We start from the raw sequence: 16,610 nt of genomic DNA, 5'->3' as shown, positions 1-16,610 counted from the left end.
GAGGAGTATTTTTTGTCATTGAGATCTTTGGCACCAGTTCTGACGCCTTCGCGAGCAAGCCCGCTCCCACATTCAAATCCCGCTGTTCACAAAATTTGTGTTCACAGGAGATCCAGTGTGGGAGCGGGCTTGCTCGCGAAGAGGCCAGCACAGACGCCGCAGAATTCAGGTCAGATCAAACTTTCTTGTACAGCTGACTGCCTTCCTTCTTGAACCGCTCGGCCTGTTCCGCCAGGCCCTGGGCGACGTCCACGTCGACCGCGTCGATCCGCTGGTTGGCTGCGTATTCGCGGACTTCCTGAGTGATCTTCATCGAGCAGAATTTCGGCCCGCACATCGAACAGAAATGCGCGACCTTCGCCGAATCCTTCGGCAGGGTTTCATCGTGATACGAACGGGCGGTGTCCGGATCCAGACCGAGGTTGAACTGGTCTTCCCAACGGAATTCGAACCGCGCCTTGCTCAAGGCGTTGTCGCGGATCTGCGCGCCCGGATGCCCCTTGGCCAAGTCCGCTGCGTGAGCGGCGATCTTGTAGGTGATGATCCCGGTCTTCACGTCATCCTTGTTCGGCAGACCCAGGTGCTCCTTCGGCGTCACGTAGCAGAGCATCGCGCAACCGAACCAGCCGATCATCGCCGCACCGATACCGGAGGTGATGTGGTCGTAGCCCGGCGCAATGTCGGTGGTCAGCGGGCCGAGGGTATAGAACGGCGCCTCGTCGCAGCACTCCAGTTGCTTGTCCATGTTCTCTTTGATCAACTGCATCGGCACGTGGCCCGGGCCTTCGATCATGCATTGCACGTCGTGCTTCCAGGCGATCTTGGTCAGCTCGCCGAGGGTTTCCAGTTCGCCGAATTGCGCTTCGTCGTTGGCGTCGGCAATCGAGCCCGGACGCAGGCCGTCGCCCAGCGAGAAGCTGACGTCGTAGGCCTTCATGATTTCGCAGATTTCGTCGAAGTGGGTGTAGAGGAAGTTCTCTTTGTGGTGCGCCAGGCACCACTTGGCCATGATCGAACCGCCACGGGAGACGATGCCGGTCACGCGCTTGGCGGTCAGCGGCACGTAGCGCAGCAACACGCCGGCGTGGATGGTGAAGTAGTCGACGCCCTGCTCCGCCTGCTCGATCAGCGTGTCGCGGAACAGCTCCCAGGTCAGGTCTTCGGCCACGCCGTTGACCTTTTCCAGCGCCTGATAAATCGGCACGGTGCCGATCGGCACTGGCGAGTTACGGATGATCCATTCGCGGGTTTCGTGGATGTGTTTGCCGGTGGACAAGTCCATCACGGTGTCCGAGCCCCAGCGAATGCCCCAGGTCAGTTTCGCCACTTCTTCTTCGATGGACGAACCCAGCGCGCTGTTGCCGATATTGCCGTTGATCTTCACCAGGAAGTTACGGCCGATGATCATCGGCTCCAGTTCGACGTGGTTGATGTTGGCCGGAATGATTGCGCGGCCACGGGCGATTTCTTCGCGCACGAACTCAGGAGTGATTTCTTTCGGGATGCTCGCGCCGAAGCTGTGGCCGGCGTGCTGCTGCTTCAACAGACCGGCAGCGCGGGCCTCTTGCAGCTTCATGTTTTCGCGGATGGCGACGTATTCCATCTCGGCGGTGATGATGCCTTTGCGCGCGTAGTGCATCTGGCTGACGTTGGCCCCGGCCTTGGCGCGGCGCGGGTTGTTGACGTGGGCGAAGCGCAGCTTGGTCAGCTCCGGATCGGCCAGACGCTCCTGGCCGAAGTTCGAGCTCAGGCCTGGCAGGCGCTCGGTGTCGCCACGGTCGTCGATCCACGCCGAACGCACGTCGCCCAAGCCTTTGCGCACGTCGATCACCACATTCGGATCGGTGTAAGGGCCGGAGGTGTCGTAGACGGTGACCGGCGCGTTGATTTCGCCGCCGAAGTCGGTCGGGGTCACATCGAGGGTGATTTCGCGCATCGGCACGCGGATGTCCGGGCGGGAGCCCTGAACGTAGACTTTTTGCGAACGGGTGAACGGCTTAACCGACTGCTCGTCGACCTTGGCCGAGTCACTCAGGTTGATCGCGTTTTTAGATTTTGTAGTCATCACGGGCTCTCCAGACAGCATCCAGGCAGTGGATTGTCGGAGCAGAACCTGAAAGGCACGGACGCACCAGGACTGGTGCTGTGCATCGTCGTCGAGCGTTCGATTGTCGAACAATATCCCGGACGAAGCACAAGAGGACTCGCCGGGTGACGAGAAATCTTGTTCCCTACGCAGGCGCTAACCTGATCAGGTTCAACGGGATCCGAAATTATTCGATCTCAGCCTCATAGCAAGGCACCCCGACAAGAACCCGGCCAGTCTAGACACAACCGGCAAAGAACGCCAACACCGCTGCAAACACCATGATGAATGGCGCAATTGGCAGATTGTTGCCTGCCGCCTGCGCAACTACACTCGCTACGCCATGCTGCGCCTTGACGCTGCATGGGCCGCGCCTTACCTTTGGCGCCCGGATTATTTCCATAATATTCATGCTAGGGATCGCCTCATGCTGCGCAAACTCTCACTGGCTGTTGCCGTGTCTTGTGCGTCCACCGCCACGGTCTGGGCAGCAGAAGCGCCTTTATCGACCAAGACTGATCTGGTCAGCGTCTATCAGGAAGCGGTCGATAACAACGCCGACCTGGCCGCCGCCCGCGCCCAGTACGGCGCGCAGAAAGAAGTCGTGCCCCAGGCCCGCGCCGGGCTGCTGCCGAACTTGTCCGGTGGCGCCCAGGTCGCCAATGTGCGCACCGACATCGATCAGCCGTCGGCCGTCGCCAACCGCAGCGCCCAGTCGTATCAGGCGACCTTGGCGCAACCGCTGTTCCGCGCCGATCGCTGGTTCCAGTACCAGGCCGCCAAGGACGTCAACGAGCAGGCCGCGCTGCAACTCTCGGCCACCGAGCAGAACCTGATCCTGCAGACCGCCGAAAGCTACTTCAACGTGCTGCGCAGCCAGGACAACCTGGCCTCGACCAAGGCCGAGGAAGCCGCGTTCAAGCGCCAGCTCGACCAGTCCAACGAGCGCTTCGATGTGGGCCTGTCGGACAAGACCGACGTGCTGCAATCGCAAGCCAGTTACGACACCGCGCGGGCCAACCGGATCGTCGCCCAGCGTCAGGTCGATGATGCGTTCGAAGCGCTGATCACCCTGACCAACCGTCAGTACAACTCGATCCAGGGCATCGTCCACACGTTGCCGATCCTGCCGCCGGCGCCGAACGACGCCAAGGCCTGGGTCGATACCGCCGCGAAACAGAACCTCAATCTGCTGGCCAGCAACTACGCGGTCAGCTCCGCCGAACAGACCTTGAAACAACGCAAGGCCGGCCACCTGCCGACCCTCGACGCCGTGGCGAAGTACGAGAAAGGCGACAACGATTCGTTTGGCTTCAGCAACCCGAATGCTTTCGGCACGCCGTATGGCGGCAACGTCGAACAACGCACCCTGGCGTTGCAGGTGAACATCCCGATCTACAGCGGCGGGCTGACCAGTTCCCAGGTGCGCCAGTCTTACGCGCAACTGGATCAGACCGAACAGCAACGTGAAGGCCTGCGCCGGCAGATCGTCGAGAACACCCGCAACCTGCACCGCGCGGTGAACACCGACGTCGAGCAGGTACAGGCGCGCCGCCAGTCGATCATCTCCAACCAGAGCGCGGTGGAAGCCACGGAAATCGGTTATCAGGTGGGGACGCGCAACATCGTCGACGTACTCGACGCCCAGCGTCAGCTGTACACCTCGGTGCGCAACTACAACAACACCCGCTACGACTACATCCTCGACAACCTGCGCCTGAAGCAGGCGGCGGGGACGTTGAACCCGGGTGACTTGCAGGATCTGACGCGTTATTTGAAAGCTGACTACAACCCGGACAAGGATTTCCTGCCACCGGATCTGGCCAAGGCTGCCGAAGCCCAGCTCAAGGCCCGGCCTTAAACAAAAAACGCAGCCCTGAGGCTGCGTTTTTTTATGGGCGGTCGATCAACCTTCCCAGGCCATCGAGCAAACGTTGCAACGCGCCCTGATTGCGGCGCATCACACTCAGCCCGGCTTCTGCCATGCGCTGTGCATCGCGCGGCAGTTCGAACAGACGCTGCACTTCTGTCGCCAGACCTTCGGCGTCATCGACCTCGGCCAACGCCCCGGCGCTGCGCAATTGCGCGGCGATGTCGAGGAAGTTGAACAGGTGCGGGCCGCTGATCACCGGTTTCGCCAGCGCTGCCGGCTCCAGCAAGTTGTGGCCGCCGTTGGGCACCAGACTGCCGCCGACGAACGCGCTGTCGGCCAGGGCATAGAGAAACAGCAATTCGCCCATGGTGTCGCCGAGCAGCACCGAAGTCTGTGCATCGACGCTTGCGCCAGTGGACCGACGCACCGTGGCAAAACCTTCACGCTGGCACAACTCGAACACCGAGTTGAAACGCTCCGGGTGACGCGGCACCAGAATCAGCAGCGCATCGGGATGGTTGGCCAGCAAACGACGGTGAGCGTTCAGCACCACCTCGTCTTCGCCTTCATGGGTGCTGGCGGCGATCCACACCGGGCGCTCCAGCGCCTGCCATTGGCCGCGCAGTTCAGCAGCGCGTTGCAGCAGTTGCGGGTCGATGGTCAGGTCGAACTTGATCGAGCCGGTGACTTCGACTGTCTCCGCACGCGCACCGAGATCGCGGAAGCGCTGGGCTTCGGCCTCGGTCTGCACGGCGAACAGACTCATCTCGGCGAGCATCGGCGCGGTCAGTTTGCTGAATCGGCCATAGCCTTTGGCCGAACGTTCGGATAGGCGCCCGTTGGCCAGCGCCACCGGAATCCCGCGTTTGGCGCATTGGTGAATGTGGTTGGGCCACAGTTCGGTTTCCATGATCACCGCCAGTTTCGGCTGCACGCGATCCAGAAAACGCGCCGCCGCGCAGGGCAAATCGTAAGGCAAGTAGCAATGCTGGATGCGCGGCTCGTTGGCGAACAGCGCTTGAATGCGTTCCGAACCGGTCGGCGTCATGCAGGTCACGGTGATTGGCAGCTGTGGATAACGTTGCAGCAGCGCGCGAATCATCGGCGCGGCGGCGATGCTTTCGCCCACCGACACGGCGTGAACCCAGATGCCCCCAGGTTGCAGCGTCGGCATGCCGTAGGAGAAACGTTCGCCAATCCGTTTGGCATACGCCGGCGCCTTGCGCGAACGCAGCCACAGCCGAATCGCCACCAATGGCAGCCCCAGGTAAAACAGCGCGGTGTAGAGAGTTCTATTCATGGCGGCGGAGTTTATCGGCTTTTGCCGCCGATCGCCCGCAGGTGTATGGCAAATCGCTCCGCCAGCCAACGGGCGGCCGGCCCGAGGGGTTCGTCGCGGCGCCAGACCAGTTCCACCACCAGCGCCGGCGGCGTCCATTCGCTGTCGAGTTCCACCATCAAACCTTGATACGCCGAGTACTGCACCACGTGGCGTGGCAGCCAGGCCCAGCCGAGGTCACGCACCAGCCATTCGGCCATCACGTAGAAACTGTCGGCGCGCCACACCTGTGGACTGGCCGGTTCGCTGCCGGGATAGACGCTGGTCTGAGTCGACATTAGCAATTGCCGATGCTGAGCAAGCTGCTGGCAGTTGACCCGGGATTGCGCTGCCAGCGGATGATTGACACCGCAGACCGTGACCATTTCCACGCTGCCCAGCACCCGACGCTCCAGCGCTTCGGGGATTTCGTCGTGATAGAACAGCAGCCCGAGATCGGCCCGACGCTCCACCAGTTTGCGCGAGACTTCACCCTGGGCGGCGCTGGTCAGTTGCACCTCCAGACTCGGAAACTGCTCGGCCAGCGCGCCGAAGCTTTCCACCAGCGCCTGATAAGGCATCGCCTCGTCCTGGGCCACCCGCAGTTGCGCTTCCTGCCCGCGCATCATGGCCACGGCCCGACCGTTCAGGCGCTCGCACTGGCGCAACACTTCACGCGCCTCTTCAAGCAAAGCTTCACCCGTTTCGGTAAGACTCGGCTGGCGACCACTGCTACGCTCGAACAGACTGACACCGAGGTCGTCCTCGAGCATGGCAATCGCGCTGCTGATCGCCGACTGCGCCTTGCGTTGCTGACGCGCCACGGCGGAAAACGAACGCTGTTCAGCCACCGCGACAAACACCCGCAATTGCTCCAGATTCCACTGCATGCTCATCGGCCAACCCATCTTGTAAACAGATAGGTAATGACTTTACCCCATCTGGTGAATCACTAGAATGCCGCCTCAGAAAGCAACGCTACACACGAGGATTTGAACATGAACGCTTACGTCTACCTGGCCATCGCCATCTGTGCCGAAGTGATCGCGACCGTTTCGATGAAAGCCGTCAAAGGTTTCAGCACGCCTTTGCCACTGGTGCTGGTCATCGTCGGCTACGCCATCGCGTTCTGGATGCTGACCCTGGTGGTGCGCAGCGTGCCGGTGGGCGTGGCCTACGCGGTGTGGGCCGGCATGGGCATCGTGATGGTCAGCGTCGCGGCGCTTTTCATTTATGGGCAGAAGCTGGATGTCCCGGCAATGCTCGGGATGGCGCTGATCGTGCTCGGCGTGGTGGTGATTCAGCTGTTCTCGAAAACCGCCGGCCATTAATCCTGACCTAAGCCCTTGCAGGCAATCGTGCCGGCAAGGGCTCATGCCTTCCCTCTGTTGATCATCGACAAATCCCCTTTTCCCCGAGTCTGTATACTGCGCCCTCGTCTTGAACACTGAGGTCGTTGCATGCCATCTCCAATTTCCACCGACGTGCTGATTGTCGGCGCGGGTGTCGCCGGTCTCTGGCTGAACGCGCGCCTGCGTCGCCAGGGTTTCTCGACCGTGCTGGTGGAAAGCGCCAGCCTCGGCGGCGGGCAGAGCGTGAAGTCCCAGGGCATCATTCACGGCGGCGCCAAGTACGCGTTGCACGGTGCGCTGACCGGCGCCTCGGAAGCCATCGCCGACATGCCGCGCCGCTGGCGTGAAGCCCTGGCCGGTAACGGCGAACTGGATCTGAGCGGCGTGCGCCTGCTGTCCGAAGCCCATTACCTCTGGTCGCCGGGCACCCTGGCCGGCAACCTCACCAGTTTCTTCGCCAGCAAAGCGGTGCGTGGCCGGGTCGATCAGGTCAAGGGCGATCAACTGCCGCCGGCCCTGCAAGACAAACGCTTCAAGGGCAAGGTCTACCGCCTCGCCGAACTGGTGATCGATGTACCGAGCCTGATCCAGCGTCTGGCCGACCTGTCGGGCGACGGTCTGCTGGCCGGCCAGACCATCGAGCCGCTGCTGGAAAGCGGCGTGCTGGTTGGCCTGAAAGTCGATGGCCGCGAGATCCGCGCCCAGCGCATCGTGCTCAGTGCCGGTGCCGGTACCGCCGACCTGCTGACTGCTTTGGGCCTGACTCATCCGGCCATGCAACGCCGGCCACTGCACATGATCATCGCCAAGGGCCCGGGCCTGAAGCCGCTGTACGCGCACTGCCTCGGTGGCGGCACCAAGCCGCGCATCACCGTGACCACCCACCCGGCCGCCGACGGTCAGTGGGTCTGGTATCTGGGCGGCGACATTGCCGAATCCGAAGGCGTGGCCCGTGAGCCGGCCGAACAGATCGCCACCGCCCAGAAAGAACTCGGTCAGCTATTGCCATGGATCGACCTGAGCACCGTGCAATGGGCGACCCTGCGCGTCGATCGCGCCGAACCACTGCAAACCGGCCTGACCCGTCCGGACAACGCCTTCCTCGCTGAAGAAGGTCGCCTGCTGGTGGGCTGGCCAACCAAACTGGCCCTGGCGCCGGACTTCGCTGACCGGGTGATCGCGTCCCTGCAACGCGACGGCATCCAGCCGAGCCACTCGGCTCCGCTACCAGAATTGCCAAAACCACCGATGGGCGTTCCCGCCTGGGAGCAACTGCTGCCATGAGCCTGCCGACCCTGCACGATCTGCATCGCCCGCTGGGCAGCACCGGCCTGCTGGTTTCGCCGCTGGGCCTGGGCACCGTCAAACTCGGTCGCGACCAGGGCGTGAAATACCCCAACGGCTTCCAGATCCCCGACGACGATGCCGCGCGCATGCTGCTCAAACAGGCGCGGGAGCTGGGTATCAATCTGATCGACACCGCCCCGGCCTACGGCCGCAGCGAAGAACGCCTCGGCCCGCTGCTGCGCGGTCAGCGTCAGGACTGGGTGATCGTCAGCAAGGTCGGCGAAGAATTTGTCGACGGCCAGTCGACCCACGACTTCAGCGCCGCTCACACACGAATGTCGGTGGAGCGCAGCCTGCAAAGTCTTGAAACCGATTTTATTGACCTGGTGCTGGTGCACTCCGACGGTAACGATCTGGCGATCCTCAACGACAGCGAAGTCTACGCAACCCTCGCGGCACTCAAGGCCGAGGGCAAGATTCGCGGCTTCGGCTTTTCCGGCAAAACCGTCGACGGTGGCCTCAAAGCACTGGAGCAAGGCGACTGCGCGATGGTCACCTACAATCTGAACGAACAAAACGAGAAGGCGGTCATTGACTATGCTGCTGCCCACGGCAAAGCCATTCTGGTGAAGAAGGCCCTGGCCAGCGGTCATGTGTGCCTGAGTCCCGGCGTGGATCCGGTACGCGCCAGCTTCGAGTTGCTGTTCGCCCAGCCCGGCGTGGCCAGTGCCATCGTCGGGACAATCAATCCGCTGCACCTCGCCCATAACGTTGCGACCGTTGCCCAGGTCCTTCGTGGTCACTGACGCCGCCTCGCGGCCTTAAGCAGGAGCCGACATGCCGCGTACGCTCATCAGAAAGAACCCGAGCAACTTCAAGACGCTGCCGCTGTTCGTCGAAGCCACGCCGGAAGGCCTGACCTACCAGAGCGTGGGCATGCCGCTGAATTTCGCCCAGACCCTGCAGCGGCGCAAACCGGTCAGCGTGGCCGACGCCGAGCGGTTTGCGCTGGAGCTGGCCAACCTCGGCGTCTCGGTACGCCTGACCCTGCACTGGCAGAATCGCGATTACTGGGTGCTGGTGCGCCAGCGTCGGCAGGATCGCGGCGATGTGGTGCTCAAGTTGATTTCCGGTTACGTACCAGCCCATGAGCTGAACATTCCGCTGCACACGGCGATCCAGGAGATTGCCGAAGAGTGCCTGCTGGAAACCCCGGAAGGCTGGCTCGGCGGGCGCTTCAACGACACCTGGCTGCCGGCGCCGTACGCCTCGGCGCTGCATTATCGCGAGGCCCTGCCCTTTCGCCTGACGCCGCTGTCCGGTTCGGCCCGGCCGGTGCGCTGCGCCAATCTGCAATTGCTCGAACGGCCGAGGGCCTACGTGCATTTGCCGACCGCGTCGCTGCAATTGATCTACGACTTGCGGCTGGACGTGCCCAAGGAAGCCAAGAACCTCAGCCTGTTTCATGTCGATGAACGGCTGGAAGGCGATCAACTGGTCGCCCGGCTCGACCGCAAACGCCCCGATCTGTACTTGATGCCGTTGCAGGACGGCGAACCGCTGCCCGAGCTGTACACGCTGAAGAAAGGTCAGTTGTACCCGGCGGGCACTCGCGGCCTGTACCTGGCGGAAAGTTTCGCCCGGCAGGACGGCTGGCTGGTGCGCGATGAGCGGATTCGCTGGAAGGACTGGCTGCGCCAGCAGGGTTTGACCCCGCCGCCCAAGGACACGGGGCTGGCACGGTTGCGCGGCAAGGCGAAGCAACTGCTGAAGAAGATCGTGCCGCGCAAGAAAGTGAACTCCTGAACGGCAAAAGACCGCGCCTGCGAGTGACTCCAGAGAGTCGTCGCAGGCGCGGTCTTCATGTTTGCATCACTCGGACTTGCGGATTTTTTCCACAATCGCCGTGGTCGAGCTGTTTTCCACCAGCCCCAGCACTTTAACGGTGCCACCGTAGGCTTTGACGATATCGGCGCCGACCACTTGATCGATACCGTAATCGCCGCCCTTCACCAGCACGTCCGGCTTGACCTCGCGCAGCAGGTTTTCCGGGGTGCCCTCGGCGAAGCTGATCACCCAGTCCACCGCACCGAGACCGGCGAGAACCGCCATGCGCCGGTCAACGCTGTTGATCGGCCGGCCCGGCCCTTTCAGGCGGCTGACCGAGGCGTCGTCGTTGATCGCGACGATCAGGCGATCGCCCTGGGCCCGCGCCTGCTCGAGGTAGGTCACGTGGCCGGCGTGCAGGATGTCGAAGCAGCCGTTGGTGAACACGATCTTCTCATTGTGCGCCCGGGCATCGGCGACTGCCAGCAGCAGTTGCTCCAGACCCAGCACGCCACGCTCGGAACCTTCTTCACGCTGAATGGCGCGACGCAGTTCCGGGGCGCTGATCGCCGCGGTACCCAGCTTGCCGACCACGATGCCCGCCGCCAGGTTGGCCAGCGCTACCGCGTGCGGCAGTTCTTCGCCAGCGGCAATCGCAGCCGCCAGAGTGGAAATCACTGTGTCGCCGGCACCGGTCACATCGAACACTTCACGGGCCCGCGCAGGCAAATGCAGCGCCGGATGATCCGGACGCAGCAGGGTCATGCCGTGTTCGCCACGGGTCACCAGCAGTGCGCCGAGATCCAGGTCGTGCATCAGCGTCGCGCCCTTGGTCACCAGCTCGTGCTCATCGGCGCAGCCGCCGACGATGGCCTCGAATTCGCTGAGGTTCGGGGTGATCAGGCTTGCGCCACGGTAGATCGAAAAATCCTTGCCCTTCGGGTCGGCCAGCACCGGAATGCCTTTGGCACGCGCGGCCTGGATCAGCGCCTGATGGTTTTTCAGGGCGCCTTTGCCGTAGTCGGACAGCACCAGCACCTTGATGCCTTCGAGCAGATCATCGACCTGCGCGCCGAGGGCCAGTGCGTCGGTGGCGAACGGTTCTTCGAAGTCGATACGCAGCAATTGCTGGTGCCGGCTCATGACCCGCAGCTTGACGATGGTCGGCTGGTGCGCGATGCGCTGGAACAAGGCTCGCACGCCCGCACCCTTGAGGCTGTTGCTCAGGCTGTCGGCGGCTTCGTCGTCACCGGTCACACCGACCAGCGACGCCGGCGCACCCAGCGCGGCAATGTTCAAGGCAACGTTGGCGGCACCGCCCGGGCGGTCTTCGATTTGCTCGACTTTAACGACAGGAACCGGCGCCTCAGGGGAAATCCGTGAGGTACCACCATGCCAGTAACGGTCGAGCATGACATCGCCGACCACCAAGACAGGGGCTTGATCGAATCGCGGCATGGACAACTTCATGGAGCAACCCACATACAAAATGAACAGGGGCGCGATATTAACACAGGGTTGGCGAAGGCTTGTGCGGCGGCTGCAACAGGATGAAACAGCTGGCTTTTTTGCTCATTTTTTAAGCAGAAAAGCCGCCAACCGCTCACAGGCCTCGCTCGGCTCGACCGCTTCCGTGTCGATCCGGCACTCCGCCGCCAACGGCGCCTCGTAAGGGCTGTCGATGCCAGTGAAATGCTGGATACGACCCTGGCGCACCGCCTGATACAAACCTTTCGGATCACGGCGCTCGCACACCGTGAGCGAAGTGCTCACATGCACTTCGATGAAGTCGCCCTCGGCAAACAGTTGCCGCGCAGCATCCCGCTCGGCCCGAAACGGCGAGATCGCCGCGACGATGACGATCAGCCCCGCATCAACCATCAGCCGGGCGACTTCCGCCATGCGCCGGATGTTTTCCCGGCGACCGGCATCGTCCATGCCCAGGTCCCGGCACAGACCATTGCGCACGTTGTCGCCATCGAGCAGAAAGGTGTGCAACCCGAATTGATGCAGATGCAGCTCCAGCGAATTGGCCAGGGTCGACTTGCCGGCGCCGGACAACCCGGTCAGCCACAGGCAACGCGGCCGCTGTCCCTTGAGCGCGGCTCGCGCCTGGCGGGACAGCGCAAGGCTGTAGGGGCTGATGGCAGGCCGTGTCACCAGACTGTGCAGCGCCTCATTCATAACCGAGCAACTCGTAGTCGCGCTGATAGGCCCGACGCACCAGCCGACGGGTTCGCGCCGAGCAGAACTCCCGCGCCTTCAGCGGTTGGCGCTGGCGGGAGCTGTTGACGTGCGGCAGCTGACAAACCATCCCCAAACGGTCGCAAACCTGTTTGAAATCCTGTTCCAGATGTTCCTGGTAACCGATGAAGTCCAGGGCCAGATGACCCAGTGAATCGGTGAGAAAGTCGGTCTGTGCGGCAAAGTGCAGCTGCCGCGAGATCGTCTCCGGATGCAGCCAGCGTGCGACAAAATCGTCGAAATCCCGATATTGCCGAACCATCTGCTGAGCGGCGTGATCGCGCCCGCCCAAGGTGTTGCCATGCAAAAAGGCGTAAGCCGAATAGGCGCGCTCCAGCGGGTCGCGCACAAAGGCAAATTTGTAGGCCGCGGCATATTGCTCGGGAAATTGCTCTTCGTACCAGTACAACGGCAAGTGTCCGGGACGCCAGCCGTCGAACATCGCCGCGCACAAGCTGCTGCCGGCGCATTTGGGCACGTGGATAAACAGACAGTCGCGCTGCTCGAAGGCGGCAGGAAAGGCCAGACTGGCCGACATCGACTTGTTCACCACTTGCCGGTCGACCACCGACAGGCGCCCCAGCAGAAAGGCCCGCTGCGGCTTGGGCAGCAATTTCCAGAGATAACGTTGCAGCATGCCAGCACCCGCGCGAAGAGGATGGCCCCTTCGATTTGAAGTCAGAGTTCGTTCAGGAACCTTAACAAGCGCGATGGCCGGTTTTATGCCGGTTTGGTCAAGAAGGGTAAAGGACTGGATACAAATCGCCGGGCGCATTGCGCGCCCGGCGTTTTCGAGGCGGGATCAGGCGATGTCTTCGGCCGGGGCGTCGAGGCCCATGGCGTTGAGACGCGCGTAGTAGCCGTTCTGTGCCAGCAGGTCGTCGTGGGTGCCGCGCTCGACGATCCGGCCCTGATCCATGACCAGAATCAGATCGGCCTTCTCGATGGTCGACAGGCGGTGAGCAATTACCAGCGTGGTACGGCCCTTCATCACTTGATCCAGTGCGGCCTGGATGTGCCGCTCGGACTCGGTGTCGAGAGCCGAGGTGGCCTCGTCGAGAATCAGCAGCGGCGCGTTCTTGAGCAAGGCACGGGCAATCGCCAGACGCTGGCGCTGGCCGCCGGAGAGCAGCACGCCGTTCTCGCCGACCTGGGTGTCCAGGCCTTGGGGCAGCTGCGAAATGAAGTCCATCGCGTAGGCATCACGCGCGGCTTTCTCGATGTCTTCGCGCGGTGCCCCGGCCAGATCGCCATAGGCGATGTTGTTGGCCACGGTGTCGCTGAACAGCGTGACGTGCTGGGTCACCTGGGCGATGTGGCGGCGCAGGTTGAGCAGCTTGTACTGCTCGACTTCCACACCGTCGATCAGGATCTCGCCCTTGTCGTGGTGATAGAAGCGCGGAATCAGGTTGGCGAGGGTCGACTTGCCGCTGCCCGAACGCCCCACCAGCGCCACCATTTGCCCCGGCTCGGCCGAGAAGCTGATGTCGTCGAGTACCTGACGCTCGGTGCCCGGGTAGGTGAAGCTCAGGTTGCGCACATCGAGGCGACCGCTGACCGAGTCACGCTCGACCGTGCCGGTATCGACTTCCGGTTCGACGTCCAGTTGCTCGAAAATGCTTTCGGCACCGGCCACGCCCTTCTGGATGGTCGAACTGACTTCGGACAACTGACGGATCGGCTTGGGCAACAAACCGGCCAGAGTGATGTAGGCCACCATGTCGCCCGCCGAAGCGTCACCGCGCAGGAACAGCACCAGGAACATCAGCACCGCCATGGCGCTGTAGATCACCAGTTGCAGCATCGGCGTGTAGATCGCGCCGGTGCGGGTCATGCGCAGTTGCTTGTCGGTGTTGCTCTGGCTGGCGTCGAGAAAGCGTTTCTCCTCGTAGGCTTCACCACCGAAGCTGCGCACAACGCGATAGCCCTGGATGGTTTCCGAGGCGACGTGGGTCACATCGCCCATGGCCAGTTGGATCTTCTTGCTCTGCTTGCGGAATTTCTTGCTCGCGGTGCGCACCATCACGGCGATCAGCGGCAGGATCGCGACCATCACCAGCGTCAGCTTCCAGTTCATGAACAGCAGGGAGGCGAACAGGAAGATCACCGTCATGCCTTCACGGATTACGACCTTGATCGCATCTGTTGCCGCCCCCGTGACCATCGTCACGTTGAAGGTGATACGCGAAATCAGGTGACCGGAGTTATGCTTGTCGAAATAACGGTTGGGCAGGACCAGCAGATTGTTGAACAACTGCACCCGCAGGTCGTGCACCAGGCCCAGGGAAACCTTGGCCAGGAAATAGTTGCCCAGATAAGATCCCAGACCCTGCCACGCAGCGATCAGGATGATCAGCAGCGGTACGGCCTGCAACAGTTGCAGATCGCGCAGGTAAGGCACGGTGGGAAACAGCACCGCCTCGGGATTGGACAGACCGTCGACAAAGTACTTGAGGATGTAGCCGAGCATCGGCTGGGTCGAGGCAAAAATCAGAAAACCGACGATGCTGATCAGGAACAGACTGATGTACGGCCGGACATAGCCGAGCAGGCGGAAGTAGATTTTCAAGCTCGAAGGGCTTGCGGCGGGACTGGAGTCGGTCATATCACGCGAAAGTCGATAAAAAGGACGCTGACTTTAGCACAGCTTCTTCAGGGTTCTGGCAATCGGGCAAAGGCTGTTATTGTTAGGCATCTTTTTCAGCATCAAATAGCCATCATCGAAATGGCCGATCAACTTCAGGATTGAATTTCTCAGCATGCAACTTCGCGGCTTCAGCAGTACGTCCAATCGAATTTTCGATTTCATTAGTCTGTGGATACTCCCCGCCGGCTACTTCCTGCTCTTGTGCGCACTGTTTTTCCTGCCGGGTCGCAGCCTGCATCACAAACTGTTTTACGGCTTGTTCAGCATTCCGACGCTGATCTCCATCTGCTTGCGCCCGCGGGCGTTCAAGGAGTTGCTCCAGGAGCCACTGATCATCGCACTGCTGCTGTTCGTCGCCTGGGCGCTGCTCAGCCTGTGCTGGGGACCGGGGGATGAACCGATCGGCGGTATGTTCAAGCCGCCGCTGCACACCTTGCTGTTGTTCGCCGGCTGCTACCTGCTGGTGCGCTATCGCAACGATATCCTCCAGCCCTTGCTGTTCACGGCGGCACTGGTTGCGCTAGTGGCCACCAGTGTCTTCCTGATCCATTTTGCCCGCACCTATGAGCCCGGGATGCGCCTGGTCGGTGGTGGCGCCTTCGACAACCCGCTGCTCAGTTCTCATCTGTTCGGTTTCTTTTGTGCCTACTGGCTCAGCATCAGCATGACCTGCAAGCGTCGCCAGCTGCTCTGGCTCAGTATGCCGGCGATGGCGATCATGTTCGCGGCGGTGATCGGCACCGGTTCCAGAACCCCGCTGGTCGCCCTGACCGCGGCGGCACTCTGGCTGTGCTTCATCTGCTGGAACCGTCGTTCGCTGCTGCTGCTGGGCGCGCTGGCCACCAGCGGTGCGGTGGTCATGGCCGTGTTTTCGCAAATGATCATCGAACGTGGCGACTCCTATCGCTTCGAAATCTGGCAACTGGCCTTGAACAAGATTTCCGATCATCCGTGGATCGGCCACGGCTATAACGCCAACCTGTCGATCGATCCCGGTGTCGGATACAACTTTCAGGAGCCGCACAGTTTTGCGCTGGGTGTCCTCTATTACGTCGGCCTGCTGGGCCTGCTGCCGTGGTTGTTCTTCCTCGCCTGGGGACTGCTGAGCAGTTGGCGCCAGCGTGTACAGCCCTTGCTGATCATCGCCTCGACCCTGCTGGTATTCGGTATCGGTGCGGGACTGACCGAGGGTGGCGGCATCCTTTCGCGGCCCAAGGAGCACTGGTTCCTGCTGTGGATACCGCTGGCACTGATTGCCGCACTGAGCATTAACCTGCGTGCCCGCCGCCTGCTGGACAGGCCGGTGGTAAAACGCTCGGCAGCCGACATGCAGCAGCTGAGCCAAAATGCCCGGATCATCGAAGAAGACGGCCTGGGGCCCAAAGTTCTGCGCCTGGAAGATGGCAGTTTCCTGAAACTATTCCGCCGTCGCCGCTGGTACACCTCCGGCACCTTCAATCCCTACTCCGAGCGATTTGCCGTGAACAGCGAGCAATTGCGCAGGGCAGGCATCCCGACCCCGGAGATACTGGGTCTTTATCGTCTCGAAGACGGCAGCAGCGCCGTTCATTATTCGCCTTTGCCGGGCCATACCCTGCGTCAGGTGCTGCAAGGCATCACGGCTCCCGCAGTACGCCAGGCCCTGGTGGAACGCTTTGGCAAGTTCATGGCCCAACTGCATGAACAGGGCGTGTATTTCCGCTCGTTGCACCTGGGCAACGTACTGGTGCTGGAGGATGGCGAATTCGGATTGATCGATCTGGCCGACCTGCGCATCTATCCGTCGCCCCTGAGCCTTTCATTGCGCCAACGCAACTTGCGTCACATGCAGCGCTACACGGAAGACAAGCGCTGGCTGTTCGAGGATCACTTCGATGCCCTGCTCCAGGGTTATTCGGTGACGGCCTCCAAAGCTGCGGTCGACAATCTGCACCGGCAGGTGCAACAGGGAGGTCGCCCGGTCCGGGCCCATTGAT

13 protein-coding genes and 1 riboswitch are annotated in these 16,610 nt (G+C 62.0%); of the genes, 6 read left to right on the top strand and 7 right to left on the bottom strand.

Annotated elements, in window-relative coordinates; all coding sequences use genetic code 11:
• Positions 1-175: 175 nt before the first annotated feature.
• Positions 176-2,065: a phosphomethylpyrimidine synthase ThiC gene (gene thiC / locus CAF90_RS21965; RefSeq protein WP_085608476.1), complete on the bottom strand. Its 1,890-nt coding sequence runs from the start codon at positions 2,063-2,065 to the stop codon at positions 176-178.
• Positions 2,066-2,211: 146 nt separating this feature from the next.
• A riboswitch (TPP riboswitch) is annotated at positions 2,212-2,317 on the bottom strand.
• A 196-nt stretch (positions 2,318-2,513) separates the two neighbouring features.
• Between thiC and CAF90_RS21960 the strand changes: the two genes are divergently transcribed.
• Positions 2,514-3,947 carry a TolC family outer membrane protein gene (locus CAF90_RS21960; RefSeq protein WP_085608475.1) on the top strand — a complete coding sequence of 478 codons (1,434 nt, stop codon included), beginning with the start codon at positions 2,514-2,516 and terminating at the stop codon, positions 3,945-3,947.
• 31 nt (positions 3,948-3,978) lie between these two features.
• Here CAF90_RS21960 and waaA read toward each other — a convergent pair whose 3' ends face one another.
• On the bottom strand, positions 3,979-5,259 hold the full coding sequence (gene waaA, locus CAF90_RS21955) for a lipid IV(A) 3-deoxy-D-manno-octulosonic acid transferase (protein WP_085608474.1): 1,281 nt from the start codon (positions 5,257-5,259) through the stop codon (positions 3,979-3,981).
• A gap of 11 nt (positions 5,260-5,270) precedes the next feature.
• Positions 5,271-6,173 carry a LysR family transcriptional regulator gene (locus CAF90_RS21950; RefSeq protein WP_007952236.1) on the bottom strand — a complete coding sequence of 301 codons (903 nt, stop codon included), beginning with the start codon at positions 6,171-6,173 and terminating at the stop codon, positions 5,271-5,273.
• Positions 6,174-6,275: 102 nt separating this feature from the next.
• Here CAF90_RS21950 and CAF90_RS21945 point away from each other — a divergent pair, with 102 nt between their 5' ends.
• The 4 genes from CAF90_RS21945 (at position 6,276) to CAF90_RS21930 (ending at position 9,722) form a co-directional block, all read left to right on the top strand.
• The gene (locus CAF90_RS21945) at positions 6,276-6,608 is read left to right on the top strand and encodes a multidrug efflux SMR transporter (RefSeq protein WP_085608473.1); all 333 of its coding nucleotides are present in this window, start codon (positions 6,276-6,278) and stop codon (positions 6,606-6,608) included.
• 129 nt (positions 6,609-6,737) lie between these two features.
• Complete coding sequence (locus tag CAF90_RS21940; protein ID WP_085608472.1) at positions 6,738-7,913, top strand: FAD-binding oxidoreductase; 1,176 nt, start codon at positions 6,738-6,740, stop codon at positions 7,911-7,913.
• Entirely contained in the window at positions 7,910-8,722 is an 813-nt protein-coding gene (locus CAF90_RS21935; RefSeq protein ID WP_085608471.1) for an aldo/keto reductase, read from the top strand. The genes CAF90_RS21940 and CAF90_RS21935 overlap by 4 nt, the downstream gene beginning before the upstream one ends.
• A 31-nt stretch (positions 8,723-8,753) precedes the next feature.
• Positions 8,754-9,722: a hypothetical protein gene (locus tag CAF90_RS21930; protein WP_007952240.1), complete on the top strand. Its 969-nt coding sequence runs from the start codon at positions 8,754-8,756 to the stop codon at positions 9,720-9,722.
• Between the two features lie 66 nt (positions 9,723-9,788).
• Here the strand turns inward: CAF90_RS21930 and hldE are convergent, their stop codons facing one another.
• The 4 genes from hldE to msbA all read right to left on the bottom strand — a co-directional run bounded on the left by hldE (position 9,789) and on the right by msbA (position 14,592).
• Positions 9,789-11,213: a bifunctional D-glycero-beta-D-manno-heptose-7-phosphate kinase/D-glycero-beta-D-manno-heptose 1-phosphate adenylyltransferase HldE gene (gene hldE, locus CAF90_RS21925; RefSeq protein WP_007952241.1), complete on the bottom strand. Its 1,425-nt coding sequence runs from the start codon at positions 11,211-11,213 to the stop codon at positions 9,789-9,791.
• Between the two features lie 102 nt (positions 11,214-11,315).
• Entirely contained in the window at positions 11,316-11,927 is a 612-nt protein-coding gene (cysC, locus tag CAF90_RS21920; RefSeq protein WP_007952244.1) for an adenylyl-sulfate kinase, read from the bottom strand.
• Complete coding sequence (locus CAF90_RS21915) at positions 11,920-12,624, bottom strand: sulfotransferase family 2 domain-containing protein (protein ID WP_007952246.1); 705 nt, start codon at positions 12,622-12,624, stop codon at positions 11,920-11,922. Before CAF90_RS21915 ends, cysC begins: the two co-directional genes overlap by 8 nt.
• 165 nt (positions 12,625-12,789) lie before the next feature.
• Positions 12,790-14,592, bottom strand: a complete 1,803-nt coding sequence (gene msbA, locus CAF90_RS21910) for a lipid A export permease/ATP-binding protein MsbA (protein WP_007952248.1) — start codon at positions 14,590-14,592, stop codon at positions 12,790-12,792.
• 154 nt (positions 14,593-14,746) lie between these two features.
• Between msbA and CAF90_RS21905 the strand changes: the two genes are divergently transcribed.
• On the top strand, positions 14,747-16,609 hold the full coding sequence (locus CAF90_RS21905) for a bifunctional O-antigen ligase/aminoglycoside phosphotransferase family protein (RefSeq protein ID WP_085608470.1): 1,863 nt from the start codon (positions 14,747-14,749) through the stop codon (positions 16,607-16,609).
• Position 16,610: the final 1 nt, after the last annotated feature.

This window comes from Pseudomonas sp. B37(2017), assembly GCF_002112885.1.
Classification (GTDB): domain Bacteria; phylum Pseudomonadota; class Gammaproteobacteria; order Pseudomonadales; family Pseudomonadaceae; genus Aquipseudomonas; species Aquipseudomonas paraglycinae.
This window is presented reverse-complemented; position numbering and strand designations above follow the sequence as displayed.

Coding starts and splice junctions, on each gene's coding strand:
- msbA (WP_007952248.1), bottom strand. CDS start 14,592: ATGACCGACTCCAGTCCCGCCGCAAGCCCTTCGAGCTTGAAAATCTAC.
- hldE (WP_007952241.1), bottom strand. CDS start 11,213: ATGAAGTTGTCCATGCCGCGATTCGATCAAGCCCCTGTCTTGGTGGTC.
- CAF90_RS21950 (WP_007952236.1), bottom strand. CDS start 6,173: ATGAGCATGCAGTGGAATCTGGAGCAATTGCGGGTGTTTGTCGCGGTG.
- CAF90_RS21905 (WP_085608470.1), top strand. CDS start 14,747: ATGCAACTTCGCGGCTTCAGCAGTACGTCCAATCGAATTTTCGATTTC.
- waaA (WP_085608474.1), bottom strand. CDS start 5,259: ATGAATAGAACTCTCTACACCGCGCTGTTTTACCTGGGGCTGCCATTG.
- CAF90_RS21935 (WP_085608471.1), top strand. CDS start 7,910: ATGAGCCTGCCGACCCTGCACGATCTGCATCGCCCGCTGGGCAGCACC.
- CAF90_RS21940 (WP_085608472.1), top strand. CDS start 6,738: ATGCCATCTCCAATTTCCACCGACGTGCTGATTGTCGGCGCGGGTGTC.
- CAF90_RS21960 (WP_085608475.1), top strand. CDS start 2,514: ATGCTGCGCAAACTCTCACTGGCTGTTGCCGTGTCTTGTGCGTCCACC.
- thiC (WP_085608476.1), bottom strand. CDS start 2,065: ATGACTACAAAATCTAAAAACGCGATCAACCTGAGTGACTCGGCCAAG.
- cysC (WP_007952244.1), bottom strand. CDS start 11,927: ATGAATGAGGCGCTGCACAGTCTGGTGACACGGCCTGCCATCAGCCCC.
- CAF90_RS21945 (WP_085608473.1), top strand. CDS start 6,276: ATGAACGCTTACGTCTACCTGGCCATCGCCATCTGTGCCGAAGTGATC.
- CAF90_RS21930 (WP_007952240.1), top strand. CDS start 8,754: ATGCCGCGTACGCTCATCAGAAAGAACCCGAGCAACTTCAAGACGCTG.
- CAF90_RS21915 (WP_007952246.1), bottom strand. CDS start 12,624: ATGCTGCAACGTTATCTCTGGAAATTGCTGCCCAAGCCGCAGCGGGCC.